8 protein-coding genes are annotated in these 14218 nt (G+C 41.5%); 2 read left to right on the forward strand and 6 right to left on the reverse strand.

What is annotated here, in order from left to right:
• The first annotated feature begins 47 nt into the window (after positions 1–47).
• The gene (gene trmD, locus WG989_RS08635) at positions 48–725 is read left to right on the forward strand and encodes a tRNA (guanosine(37)-N1)-methyltransferase TrmD (protein WP_340428711.1); all 678 of its coding nucleotides are present in this window, start codon (positions 48–50) and stop codon (positions 723–725) included.
• Between the two features lie 11 nt (positions 726–736).
• Here trmD and WG989_RS08640 read toward each other — a convergent pair whose 3' ends face one another.
• The 4 genes from WG989_RS08640 to WG989_RS08655 all read right to left on the reverse strand — a co-directional run bounded on the left by WG989_RS08640 (position 737) and on the right by WG989_RS08655 (position 7464).
• A complete protein-coding gene (locus WG989_RS08640) occupies positions 737–2992 on the reverse strand; it encodes a DUF6311 domain-containing protein (RefSeq protein ID WP_340428712.1) in 2256 nt (751 codons plus the stop codon).
• Complete coding sequence (locus WG989_RS08645) at positions 2992–3726, reverse strand: glycosyltransferase family 2 protein (RefSeq protein ID WP_340428713.1); 735 nt, start codon at positions 3724–3726, stop codon at positions 2992–2994. The genes WG989_RS08640 and WG989_RS08645 overlap by 1 nt, the downstream gene beginning before the upstream one ends.
• A 5-nt stretch (positions 3727–3731) precedes the next feature.
• Positions 3732–4241, reverse strand: coding sequence for a hypothetical protein (locus tag WG989_RS08650; RefSeq protein WP_340428714.1), 510 nt, complete (start codon positions 4239–4241; stop codon positions 3732–3734).
• Positions 4242–4350: 109 nt separating this feature from the next.
• Positions 4351–7464 carry a WD40/YVTN/BNR-like repeat-containing protein gene (locus WG989_RS08655; RefSeq protein WP_340428715.1) on the reverse strand — a complete coding sequence of 1038 codons (3114 nt, stop codon included), beginning with the start codon at positions 7462–7464 and terminating at the stop codon, positions 4351–4353.
• Positions 7465–7789: 325 nt separating this feature from the next.
• Between WG989_RS08655 and WG989_RS08660 the strand changes: the two genes are divergently transcribed.
• Positions 7790–10297 carry a DUF5916 domain-containing protein gene (locus WG989_RS08660; RefSeq protein WP_340428716.1) on the forward strand — a complete coding sequence of 836 codons (2508 nt, stop codon included), beginning with the start codon at positions 7790–7792 and terminating at the stop codon, positions 10295–10297.
• Between the two features lie 53 nt (positions 10298–10350).
• Here the strand turns inward: WG989_RS08660 and WG989_RS08665 are convergent, their stop codons facing one another.
• Both WG989_RS08665 and WG989_RS08670 read right to left on the reverse strand, forming a co-directional pair.
• On the reverse strand, positions 10351–13419 hold the full coding sequence (locus WG989_RS08665; protein ID WP_340428717.1) for a VPS10 domain-containing protein: 3069 nt from the start codon (positions 13417–13419) through the stop codon (positions 10351–10353).
• A 57-nt stretch (positions 13420–13476) separates the two neighbouring features.
• Entirely contained in the window at positions 13477–14202 is a 726-nt protein-coding gene (locus WG989_RS08670; RefSeq protein ID WP_340428718.1) for a LolA-like protein, read from the reverse strand.
• Positions 14203–14218: the final 16 nt, after the last annotated feature.

Genomic DNA, 14218 nt, shown 5'->3' on the forward strand with positions numbered 1-14218 from the left:
TGGTTTTCGTACTTCGTACTTCCTGCATCACGCTTATCTTTGCACCCATGCACATTCATATTCTTTCCATTGTTCCTGAATTGCTGGATAGTCCGTTGAACCATTCAATCATGAAACGGGCCAAAGAAAAAGGACTGTTGACTGTTACGGTTCATCACCTGCGCAAATGGGCGGTGAATGAATACGGGCAAGTGGACGATTATCAATATGGCGGTGGCGCCGGCATGGTGATGATGTGCGAACCTTTGGAGAAAGCCATTCTTGAATTGCAGCAGGAAAAGAAGTTTGATGAAATTATTTATCTCACTCCGGATGGTGTTACGCTGAAACAGCAAACAGCGAATCGTCTTTCACTCAAAGAAAATTTATTACTCATCTGTGGTCATTACAAAGGCATTGATGAACGCATACGCCAACAGTATGTAACCATGGAAATTTCCATTGGTGATTATGTGTTGAGCGGTGGAGAATTAGCGGCTGCTGTATTAGTAGATGCTATCGGCCGCATTATTCCCGGCGTATTGAATGATGAAACATCAGCATTGACCGATTCATTTCAAGATCATTTATTAGCACCACCTGTTTATACCCGGCCAGCCGATTACAATGGCTGGAAAATTCCCGACATATTATTGAGTGGTGATCTTAAAAAAATTGAAGAGTGGCGGCATGAGCAAGCGTTGCAACGCACCAAAGAACGCAGACCTGATCTGCTGGATGAATAAAAGGACAATGCTTATTTTTCTTTAACCGGAATATTGTTGAAATAGAAACCAAAGCCGGGAATTTCCTGAAACACATCTTCCTGTTTCTTGCGGATCAATAGATTACTGTACAATCCTTTGCCTGCCAATCGCAATGAAATAATATCATCTGCCTCTTGCAGAATGAACTGACGTTTCAGCATCACACAACCTTCATAAATTGTTGTTTGTTCTTTAAAGAGAATGGTTTCATTTTGTTCTACAGCTCCGTTTTTATTTTTTCGTTCAAACAAAATAAATGGCAGGGTTTCATTCGCAGGAACAATTTTGGCCCAGATGCTGAATTCGATCGTATCGCCTGCGGAACAATTATTCAACCGTCCTTCGAATAACATTGTGTTTTCGTTTGCTGCTGTTGATTTGAAGGCAGCAAGCGGTTGTTTGCTACTGCCGGAATGTAAAAGCTGAACGGAGCTGCTGTCAAGCGTTGACCAGTATCCGCTATGTTCAACTAAATTTATTTGCTTTTCCTGAAATCGTTGCCTTACTAAGTTTTTATCCGATTGAAAGGCGCTGACAGGTAAAAGATAGATCGCTGTTTCATCAACTTTGCTGAGTAGTTGTGCTTTCGCAATCAGTTGTGCTTCCTGTTCAGAAAAAACAGTACCGCTTGTAATGAGCAACAGCGGTTTGTTATTAAAATGCTTCAGTATCTTTTTATCGATCAACGAATCGCTCAGCAGTTGCATTACATCACAACTTTGCGCAAGTGATGTTCTTGACATCACCACATTTACCATTGGCATCTTCAATTGATAAGCTGCTTTCATGGCACTGTATTGGGCCGGACCGTACTCAATGGAAAATTGTTCGCTGCCCTGATGGAAAAAAGGAAAAGCAAGAATGGCCTGGAACTCGGAGGCATAATGACCGGATTCACCCAGTTGACTCAAAAAACTATTTTCTGTGAACCCGTCATATTTCGATTGTACGGGTTCGATGCGTTGACGAATTGCTTTTGTTCTGGTAAATGTTTCGGCTCCCCAAACAACAGCCGCTAATGTAAATAAGGTATAAGCAGTTTGTTTTAACCGGCGTTGTGCATATAAACGATAACAAACAAAAAAGAAACTCACTGCCTGCACAGCCGCCACATAATAAAAAACCCATGCAAAGCGACCGAGTACTCTGAACTGCCGGAGGAACGGAAGATAATCAACCAACTTCTCTAATCCCCAGATAAACGGGATGCACATGGAGAAGAGCAGTACCGGAATGGAGCTCAGAAAAAATAAGGATGTGTCTTTTTGTAATCGATATCTGATCGTTTTAAATCTCAATACAATGAGATTTCTGATCAGTCGAATGAGTATAAAAAGAAGGGCAAGAATAGGGATCAGCCCTATGTAAGCGAATCCTTCACCAAAACGTGAAAGTTCACGTGATGGATTACCGAACAGATCTGTTGGATGTGGTAGGAAAATACTTGTCCAGTCAGCAATTGCATAAAAGAAACCCCAGGGGCGTGGAGGCCGGTCTGTAATAACATCCGTAATAAACATGAACAGTTGCAACAGGAGTAAACCCAATGCAGGTGTAAGCCAATTTGCAAGATGTTGCCTGTAAGAAATTTTTCGAAACGCAAAGAGCAGTTTCAATAGCGCAAAACAAAAAAGAAACATCGCACTCAATGCTGCTAGATAAAAATGCAGCAGACCAAAAAATAGTATTGATAAAACCGAAATAACACTCCACTTAATCAGTTTGCTACTGTTGTTTATTTGAATAGACAAATACCATGTGATTGGAAAAAAGCAAGCATAACTTAATCCGTAATGGGCCTGTATGCGGATGAGTTGTGGTGAAAAAAAGATAACGAATAATGCACCCACAGCTGCAAAAAGCGGTTGCACTTTGTAAAAAAGAAGAATCTTGTAGGTAAACCAAACTCCAACTGCAAAACTTAATAATGCACTAATATTGATGAGTGCAAATCCATAATTCTTCAGTTGCGGAAATAATGCAGAAAGATATTGAAACGGAACTGCCAATGCTACCTGCCCGTCTGCAAACGAAAGATGTTCACCGAATGGATAATTCATGCCGGTGAAGTGCAGTCCCAGATCGTTCTGCAAGTAGTACACAACGCTGAAATAATTTTTCAGACCATCACCTTCTATTGAAAACATCGAACTGTTGGGGTGAAGCATTACACTTGGAAAAAAAACAAACAACAGCAGTACTGCTGCTATAAAAACCAGTAAGCCTGTTTTGTTTTCCCTGCTCATCAGCTATAACGGATTTTCAAAATGTTGAAAAAGCTTTTTATTTCCTGCAATATGATGTGTAGCGCCATCTTCCGTAATTCAATTCCTTCTCTTAGTTGAACAGGCACAGCAGCGATACGAAGTTCTTTTTCTTTGTGTGCCCGAACAATAAATTCAAGATCGTATAAGTAGCGGTTGGTAACACAGTTTAAAAATACAGGTTTTGCTTTCTCAGAAAATCCTTTTAACCCGCACTGTGTATCATCAATACTGATGCTGAATAAAGAACGTATGCCAAAGCGCAGCATTTTTGACAGAAGCTGACGACCTGTTCCGATCTTATTGTAGTACACTTTGTTTCTGCTTCCTGCTGCAATATCAACAGCAGTTGAACTTACTTGCTTATAGACGGCAACCATACTTTCTGCACGGTATGGGAAATCAATATCAGTAAGCAGATACGACTTTGCAGTTACAGCCGTTACAGCTTTGCGAAGTGCATTTCCTTTTCCTTTGTTCATTTCGTTTTCGAGAAACAGCAGATCGGGGAATTGTTGCTGTAGATGAATGATCCCATCTTTTACTGCTGCGCCAACAGACCCATCGTTGACGATCACCAGTAAAATTTTTTCACTGCCAGCCAATTGTAAGAAATGATTGTATTGCTCCGTCACATTGCTGTGCCAACTTTCCGCCGGATTATAAACCGGTAAAATAACAGCACAGTCTGGTATGTCGGGATTTGTTACGATCAACTCAGTTATTTTTCAAAGACGATCTGAAAATCATCAGCCAACACATTCTGTTTGTTGGCATTCCATAAATAAACTTTGCAAACATAGTTGCCCCGAATGTCGGCGGGTAATGTATGAGCCAATATAAGGTTAAACCATTTGCCGTTTGCATCTTGTGGATTTAGGTCCGAGCTTTTGTAAGCAATGGTTCGCCCATCTGTCGGATCAGTTACATGTAATACCAATGAAACAGGTTGCGATAACTTACTGCCATACACCCACACATTCGCCATAACAGATGGTAATAATTCAGCCGGTTCAATTTGTGAAAAACTTGCGAGGAACGTAGCACTGAACTCACGGTCGGGTGTAATTGCTTCAGCATATGATCCGCTATGTGCATTTCCTTTTATTACAGGAACGTTTTGCCAGCCAAAACTTTGTTCGTAATCGTTGGTGAACGTGTGTGGAGATGTTTGCTCTGAACAAGAGCCGAGCAGCAGTACGCAAATTATCGGAACAGCTAATTTCTTCATTCGGTTTTGATTGCGTGCAAAATAAGTAAAAATCAGGGCTTTGCTGTTGTATTAAAACAGTTGCGGCGGCCAAAGGCCGCCGCAACAAATTATTCATTGTACAAATCAATTATTTCACCCCAATCACCGGCAAACTTTTTTCCCGGATGAGTTGGTTAAATTTCGGCACATCTTCACTCATTATTTTCTTCAGCTTGTTCAATTGTTCATCGGCCTGTTTGCTTAGCTCGGCAAACACTTCTTTCGATTGTTTGCTCGGAGCGTTTATACCACTATTTGCAGCATCAAACACACCACTCAGTTTATCGTTAATGCGGATCGGATAGTTTAACGGGTCTTGTCCGCTCTTCGATTTTGTTTGATACAAGGTTTCTTCAATCGAAGTCAAGTCTTTTGTTATTGCCGTCGCCATGTCTTTAATTTCTTTCGGAACATCTTTACCTTGTCTTCCTATGAACTCATTGATCTGTGTACGTAATGCACGGATGTCTTTAATGCCTTTCTGTACATCGTTGAACTTTTGCTGCACACTCAACAGGAAATTGAATTGTTCTTCGTATGCTTCCTGTGTCATCCGGTAATTCGGATCGGCTTTTATGCTGAATGGAACAACAGTTGAATCAGTACCTACTTTCACCATGGCGAAATAATTGCCGGGTGCTGCAGTAATAGTCCCGGGCGCTCCGTTCCAGAGTATCATGCCTTCGCTTGGCTCCGCAGGAGGATATTGAAGATCCCATGCAAATTTGTTCAATCCTTTTTTAATGTCGAGTTTGTCTTTACCATCGGTACTGAATGTTTTGATTGTCTTTTTGTTTTTATCCATAATGCTGATGGATGCTTTCGTAGAATCAGTTACAGCGTTTGAATAGTAAGTGATCACCAACGGACCTGCAGGATTTTCACCAACATTCTGTGGTACACCAAAGCGACGGCCAAACCGGTTCATCGGCATACGCCATCCCGGATTCACATCAAACACATGTAAATTTTTATTGGCAACATCTGCTTTTACTTGTTGTAAAACTGTCAAATCATCGATCACATAAAAACCTCTTCCTTGTGTAGCAACAATGAGATCATTTTCTTTGATGGTCATGTCGGTAATAGGAACAACCGGCATATTCAATTGGAATGGTTTCCAGTTGGCACCATCATCAAATGAAATATACATACCGAATTCTGTACCTGCATACAACAATCCCGGACGTTTATGATCTGCACGCATCGCTCTTGTGAAATGCATTTTGTTGATACCATTGGTAATGAGTTTCCATGTTTTACCATAGTCCTCTGTTTTGTAGAGGTACGGCGTGTAATCATCCAGCTTGTAACGTGTGCCGACAAAATAAGCAGCGCCTTTTTTAAACGGATCAACATCTACACAATTCCACATCATAAATTTGGGCGCATCTTTCGGAGTAACGTTCTCCCAATTCTTGCCACCGTCTTTACTTACATTGATCAAGCCATCATCACTACCTGTCCATAATAGATCTTTCTCAACAAAACTTTCTGTTCCTGTAAAAATGGTACAGTAATATTCAACACTTGTATTGTCTTGTGTAATTGGTCCGCCACTTGATTTTTGTTTTGATTTATCATTTGTTGTTAAGTCTGGAGAAAGTGCGGTCCATGTTTGTCCTTCATCTTCTGTTGCAAACAACACATTGCCTGCTGTATAAAGTTTCTTTGGATTATGTGGTGAAAAGAAGATCGGGAAGTTCCATTGAAAACGATACTTCAACACATCTGCACCTGCACCCATCGGGTTATCGGGCCAAACACTGATGGCTCTGTTCTCGCCTGTCTTATGATCAAGGCGTGATAGATAACCACCATAGTTGCCACCATACACAATATCCGGATTGGTTGGATCGGCTACTACATAACCACTTTCACTGCCAGCTGTTTCTTCCCAATCCTGTTCGGTAATACCTGCGCCACTTGTTCTGCTTTTGATACGAACTGTTGAATTATCCTGTTGTGCACCCAAAATGCGATAGGGAAAACTATTATCGGTTGATACACGATAGAATTGACCCGTTGGTTGATTCATATAGGTACTCCAGTTTGTACCACCATCATAACTAACCTGACCGCCACCATCATCTGCAACGATCATACGTTTGCCATCATTCGGATCGATCCACAGATCATGATGATCGCCATGAGGTGTGCGGAGCGATTGAAACGTCCGTCCGCCATCACGGCTGTACATGAAATTTACATTGGGGCAATAAACCAGATCAGGGTTTTTTGGGTCAACAAATACTTTGCTGTAATACCATGCACGTTGGCGGATGTTGTTATCGCTGCTCATCAGTTGCCATGTTTCTCCTGCATCATCACTGCGAAACAATCCACCGTTTGCATTTTCAAGAATAGTATAAATGCGTTCCGGATTTGATGGTGCGAATGCCACACCCACAATTCCCCATGTTCCTTTTGGTAATCCTTTTTTGGCAGAAACATTCGTCCATGTTTCACCACCATCCGTTGATTTATACAAACCACTTCCTTCACCACCACTTTCCAAACTGTGCGGCGTGCGAATTACACGCCACATACCTGCATAGAGTACCAATGGATTTTCAGGCTCCATCACTAAATCAGAAGCACCAGTTTGATTATTTACAAACAATGTGCGTTTCCATGTTTTACCACCATCAGTTGTTTTGTACACGCCACGTTCTTCATTTGGTCCAAACAAATGACCAACTACTGCAACCCAAACAACATCCGGATTTTTTGGATGAATGAGAATGCGAATGATATGACGACCATCTTTCAAACCAATATTTTTCCAGCTTCGTCCACCATCATCGCTGCGCCACATACCGCCTAAACCTTCGCTCACATTTCCACGCATGGTGTTTTCACCTTCACCCACATACACAATACTTTCATCACTTGGTGCAACAGCAACAACGCCAATCGACGAGCCAAAATATTTATCGCTGATATTTTTCCAGTTGTTACCACCATCGGTTGTTTTCCAAACACCACCTCCGGTAGCTCCCATGTAAAAAGTTGTTTTGTTGGAATAGCTGCCAGCTACTGCAGCACTTCGTCCGCCACGGTAAGGCCCAATGGAACGATACTTTAGTGAGCTGTAAACAGCTTCTTCATTTGAGGCAGAGGGGGTTGATGTTTGCTTCTTTTGCGCAAACGAAAACAGTACGCTCAAAAGCGTACCTGCAAGCAAGATTGATTTTCTCATGTTCAGTACAATTGGTTGAACAGGGAAATTACAAAGGTTTTGCTTGCAAAGCTGCAACTGTAGAATGGATGTGATGAACGGCCGCTCATCTATTTTATAAAAACATTAGTGAAAGCTACACAATCCGGAAATACGGATATGATTGACGGGTTCGTATTTCGGATTGCCACCATCCTTGATTTCTTCCGTTCATCAGCGATATTTCAAAATGAGAAGCAGACGCAAAAACGAACGTTGTCAATAAGCAACCGTTCGTCTAATTTTTTCATGGCTGCCTCGTAACCTATTTATCTTTCCATCCGTATTATACTTAAACCTTTTCATCATGTTACGTCCAATGCTTACTGCTTGTGCCCTGGTTTTATGTGTGTTCGTGCGTGCACAAACGTCAAAACCAATCACTCCAAAGTTTACAGAAAAAGCTCCTCCCAAATTATTGCCGGCGATGCGAACAACGCAATCGATCAAGATCGATGGATCACTGAATGACTCGGCTTGGAAAGATGCACCGCTTGCAACAGACTATGTTGAATTCAGACCGGCAGTGGGCGTAAAGGAAGCGGAAGAAACAAAAACAGTTTCTTATCTCCTTTATTCTGATGAAGGCATTTATTTTGCCGGCTATTGTTATGAACGCAGCCGTGATAGTATTGCCAGAGAATTAAAAGGCCGTGATGGATTTGGGATGAATGATTATGTGGGGATCATTTTCGATACTTATAAAGACAACCTCAACGGCTTTGAATATTTTGTTACTCCACTCAATGAACAATGGGATGCAAAGATGGCACCGAATGCAAATGGTAACAGCGAAGATTTTAGCTGGAATGCAGTGTGGCAAAGTGCGGTAGTAATGCATGATAATGGCTGGAGTTTTGAAATGTTCATCCCTTATGGCGCTATTCGCTTTGGTAAAAAAGATATACAGGATTGGGGTGTGAATATGACACGTCGTCGTCAGAAAACAGGTCAGCAGTACACATGGAACCCCATTGACCCAAACGTCAATGGATTTTTAACACAGGAAGGTTTCTGGACCGGCATTACGAATATTAAGCCACCGGTGCGTTTACAATTCTCTCCTTATTTTTCTGTGTATGCCAATCATTTTCCAATTAATCAACCGGGTGTTAAAAATTTAACCAGCCAGGTGAATGGTGGTTTGGATGTAAAGTATGGATTGAACCAGGCGTTTACACTCGATGCAACATTGATCCCCGATTTCGGACAAGTGCAAAGTGATAACCAGGTGCTCAACCTGTCCCCGTTTGAAGTGCAATTCAATGAGTATCGTAATTTCTTTACAGAAGGAACCGAACTCTTCAGTAAAGGCGGTTTGTTTTACTCACGCCGTATTGGAGGTACACCCATTCATTACGGTAAAGCATCATCGCAGGTAGGCGCAACAGAAAAATTATTAAAGAATCCATCCGAGTCGAAACTGATCAATGCATCGAAAATATCCGGTCGTACACAAAGCGGATTGGGAATTGGCATTTTAAATGCAGTTACAAAAACACAGTACGCCACCATTGAAGATGTCAATACAAAAGATCAACGGAAAATTGTAACTGATCCGTTGACCAATTACAATATCATCGTACTCAATCAATCAATGAAGAACAACAGCAGTGTTTCATTGATCAATACCAATGTTACCCGCAGCGGCGCTGATTACGATGCAAATGTTACAGCCGGTTTGTTTGATCTGAACGATAAAAAGAATACCTGGAATGTAGGTGGAAAATTTGCAGTAAGTCAGTTGATGGGCTATGGAAAAGACGGAGCGAATGAAAATGGCTACAGTCATAATATTTACTTTGGTAAAACAAGCGGCCGTTTCAATTTTAACGTTTGGCAGGAATTGACGGATACAAAATATGCACACCGTGATCTTGGCTATTTCACCAATAACAACTTCCTCGATCATGGCGGAAGAGTCAATTACAAATGGATCGAACCCAAAAGTTGGTACAATAATATTTTTCTGAATCTGAATGGAAGAGTGAGCAAATTATTTACTCCGTTTGCAGGTGTAAAAGAAACTTATCAAAACGGTAGTGTCAATTTCAATGCAGAGTTACAAACAAAAAAACTCTGGTGGGTTGGTGCTTATCTTGGTTACAACACAAAGCAAAATGATTTTTATGAACCCCGTAAAACCGGGATGTACTTTACACGTAACCAAAGCGTAGCTGTTGGCAGCTGGATCAACAGCAACCAGGCAAAGAAATATTCATTCTGGTCAGAAGTTTTTGCACGTCGGCATATCAACTTTTACAATCAGTTGGGTGCTGATGCAACGGTGAATCAAACACTCCGTTTCAACAGTAAATTCTCTGTATCGCACAGGGTAAGTTTTCATCCACGATTTAATAATATGGGCTTCACTACTCTTTCAGGGAACGATGTAGTGTTTGCTCGTCGTCAGGTAAACACCATCGAGAATATTCTGAATGTGAAGTACAGTTTTACAAATATGATGTGGCTTACATTCCGCATGCGCCATTATGTGAGTACAGTTGATAACAAAGATTTTTTTCAACTGCAGTCGAATGGAAAACTCCAACCCTTACCCGGTTTCACAGGCGATGTAAACCAGAACCTCAATCTGTTTAATATTGACATGGTGTACACCTGGCAGTTTGCACCCGGCAGTTTTATCAATATTGTTTGGAAAAATTCGATTCAGCAGTTTACACGACTTGTTGAGCCGGACTATTTTAAAAACTTCGGTAATACGTTGGATGCTGATCAAAATAATAACCTGTCTTTAAAAGTGATCTACTTTCTCGATTATCTTGATATTAAGAAATGGGGGAAGAAGAAGTAATAAAAAGAACGTCCCGTTTTGCGGGACGCTCTTTTATACGCTTTACGATATTATCAATTCTTATTGCTCTTCTTCACCGTCGGTTTTTTCAATAACTCTTTGGCAATGGCCTGCATGGCTTTTTGTTCAAATTGTTTGTTCAATAGTTCATATTGTTGTTCGGCTTTACCGATCTCTGTTTTTAAGAAGGCAACACGCTGCACCTGCAGATTACTTGGTCTTGCTTCCTGCGTTACAACAGCACCATATACATCGCTCAAATCAGTACGTAAGCGTTTGAGATCAGCAGTGCCTTTTACAATCGGTGGTACCAATGTAAGTCGTAATGTTTCCAGTTTGTTGTTGTAATCCTGTAATAAAGTTTTTGTTTTCTTGTCTTGTGTGGAATCAATATGCTTCTTCAGCAATTTTTGTTTGCCATCAATGCTATCCACCAACCGGGCAAGTTGCTCATTCATTGCATATAATTCCATACCGGTTTTGTATTGCAATTGGCGATCTTCTACTGTAAAGTCTTTGTTCTTTTCATCATGGATCAACGTAATGGTATGATTGTATTCTTTTCCATTCACTTTCATCTTGATCGTATAATCGCCGGGCAATACCTGTGGCGACGTGAATGCAGCAAACTCGAGTTGGTTACCACCCTTCGCTGTTTTGGCCGGCATCATGCGTTGATTCCAGGTTACTTTGTTGTAACCTTTACGATTGCTGGGTGTTAATTTCTGCACCAGCTTGCCATCTTTGTCATACACTTCCAATAGAAGATTATTGGCCCGCTCTTTCAGGTAGTATTGAATAGGCGGAATAATTGTTCCAATGCCGCCATTCCAATCGCCGGCTGCATTTTCAAATTGGCCACCATATTTTCCCATCGTAAGTGTGATGGGTTTCTTATTGAGCATCACTACATCATTGGCAGCAACATCTGCAGTGATCGTACGCATGGGTGTAATATCTTCAATGATGATGATACCACGGCCATGTGTCGCCAATACCAGATCGTTTGTTTGTTCCTGAATTTTAATATCACGCACCAATGCATACCAGGGAATATTGTTTTTCATCCGGAACCATTCGTTTCCTCCATCCACACTGGCAAACAATCCCATTTCTGTGCCGGCGAATAATAAATTTTTGTTGATGATGTCTTCTTTGATCTTGTGTGCAAACCCGGTAAACTCACTGCTTTCAAACTTCTTCCATGTTTTGCCCATGTCGTTACTCATGGCAATATAGGTTTTGTGATCGCCGTATGCATGATTGTCAAACGTTGCATACACTTTATTCTTGTCGTACTGCGATGGTTCAATGCTGCTCACCCATGTTTGTTTTGGAATGCCTGCCGTTGCATAATTCGCTGCAACATTCGTCCATGTTTTACCGGCATCTGTTGTGTATTGGAGATTACCATCATCCGTTCCTACCCAAATGATCTTTTCATCGATAGGCGATTCTGCAATGGTAAAGATGGTACAATGATTTTCGGCACTGGTAACGTCCATTGTAACACCACCACTTTTTTCCTGTTCCTGTTTTCGTTTATCGTTGGTCGTTAGGTCAGGTGAAATGCGTGTCCAGTTACTTCCTCTGTCTGTGCTCTTGTACAAGTACTGTGCACCGGTATAAAGATTCTTTTTATTGTGTGTACCTGTTACAATCGGCGTGTTCCAGTTGTAGCGAAGTGCTTCTTCTCCCGTTACAGCTTGTGGTTTAATAGTAACCGACGCATTCGTCCGCATATTGATCCTCGACATATTTCCACCTTGTGCTTCCGCATACACGATGTTGGCATCGTTCGGGTCGGGCTGTGTCCAGAAACCATCGCCACCGAATACCGATTTCCAGTCGCCGTTCGTTACACCTCCTGGTGCTTTACTCGGTGCAAACCAACTTCCGTTGTCCTGCAAGCCTCCATAAATACGATAGGGTTCTTGCTGATCAACACTCACATGATAGAATTGCCCAACCGGTAAATTGTTACAGAACTTCCAGGTGGCACCACGATCCAAACTGAAATACACACCACCATCTGTGCCAACATACATCAGGTTTGTATTATTTGGATTGATCCATAATGCATGATGATCGCTGTGCACCCATCCACCTTCATTGCTTGCATCAGCAAATGAAAAGCCGCCATCATTTGAATATGAAAATGAAAAGGCAGGACGATATACTCTCTTCGGATCTTTGGGATCTACTTCCAATGTTGAAAAATAAAATGGGCGTGAAGTGATATTGCTCGTTGCACTTTGTTGCTTCCATGTTTCACCGGCATCGGCTGAAATATATAATCCGGTGTTTTCACTTTCAATGATCGCCCACAGATTTTGTGGAGATGATGGAGCCAATGCCAACGCTACACGACCAAATGGTTTTTTCGGTAAACCATTGCTTAACTCTTTCCATGTTTTGCCTGCATCCGTTGATTTAAACATTCCACTTCCCGTGCCACCACTGTTGAATGCATACGGCAAACGACGGAACTCCCATGATGTGGCATATAAAACATTTGAGTTAGTGGGATCAATTTCAACGTCGGCCACACCTGCATTCTCATTGATGTATAAAATCATTTCCCATGTTTTACCTGCATCAATTGATTTGTACAATCCACGATGTTTGCTGCTGCTCCAAAGCGGGCCGGGTGCTGCAACATAAATGATGGAAGAGTTGGCTGGATCAACAATTACTTTCGAAATATGCTCAGTACTGTCGAGGCCGATCTTTGTCCAGTTATCACCGCCATCGGTTGATTTGTACATGCCATCACCAATAGAAACTGAATTCCGCATATTGCTTTCACCTGTTCCTACATAGATCACTTTTGGATTCTTTTGATCGATAGCAATAGCGCCAATACTTTGAATGTATTTATCGAAGATTGGTTTGAAGGATGCGCCTGCATTGGTACTTTTCCAAACACCACCACCGGCAGTTCCAATGTAAAGTGTTTTTCCATCGCTGTTTACACCGGCAATATCAGTTATACGTCCACTCATGGTGCCTGGGCCGAGTTGCCTTGCTTCCATCATTCCAAATGTGGAGGCATTGATTTGTGCCTGACTGTAAGTTGCGCATAACAACAGTACAGCAGTGCTCAGAAATATTTTTCTCATAATTGTTGAATAAAAAAACCCGACGTTTCAGGTCGGGTTGTGATTGATAATTTGGTATTAGTTTGCTGGTTTGAAAACAGCGTCTTCAATTGTTTTATTTACTTCCACTTTTGAAATAACAAAGTCAGCATTTACACCGGGACCGAGAGGAACGTTGATGCTCATTGGAACAATAATGCCTTCAGGTAATTTTTGATAGTTGCTGTAGGTTGTAGTCAATTCCATTTCCTGTCCGTTTGCAGAACGGCTGCCTACTGATTTGATCAGTGTGTAACCTTTCTTTTCAATGAACATGGTTTCACTGCGTCCGCTTTTTAAGCTGATTTTTACTTTGAAACAATCAGTTCCATCAACATCTTCGCTACCGAGTAATTCAATGCTGTGTCCTTTTGCTTTATAGTCGATCAAACTTCCTTGCGCATCCAGATCGTCCTGGCTTTGCTTCAGGTCCTCTGCTGTCATCGCTTCAGGAGCGGTTTGTCCCTGGAAGGGTAAAAAATTCCAACCGGCAGTAGGTGTAACGATCATGTAACCGTTCATACCCATTAATGAAATATCCTGTCTTGACCCTTTTGCATGTACTACTGTACGCACTACCACGATATCTGCTCCCTGGATACTCATGTTTCCGCTTTGCACCATGCTGGTTACTTTTTTCCAGTTATCAACGCCACCAATGGCTTCAATATGTTTGTTTACTACTTCGTCTGCAGTTTGTGCTTTTACAGCGGTTAGGCTGAATGCGGTAGCAACAAACAGGCTGAATAATTTCAAGGTCTTCATTGTTTTTTATTTTTAA

The sequence above is a fragment of the Lacibacter sp. H407 genome (genome assembly GCF_037892605.1).
In the GTDB taxonomy this organism is placed as follows: Bacteria; Bacteroidota; Bacteroidia; order Chitinophagales; family Chitinophagaceae; genus Lacibacter.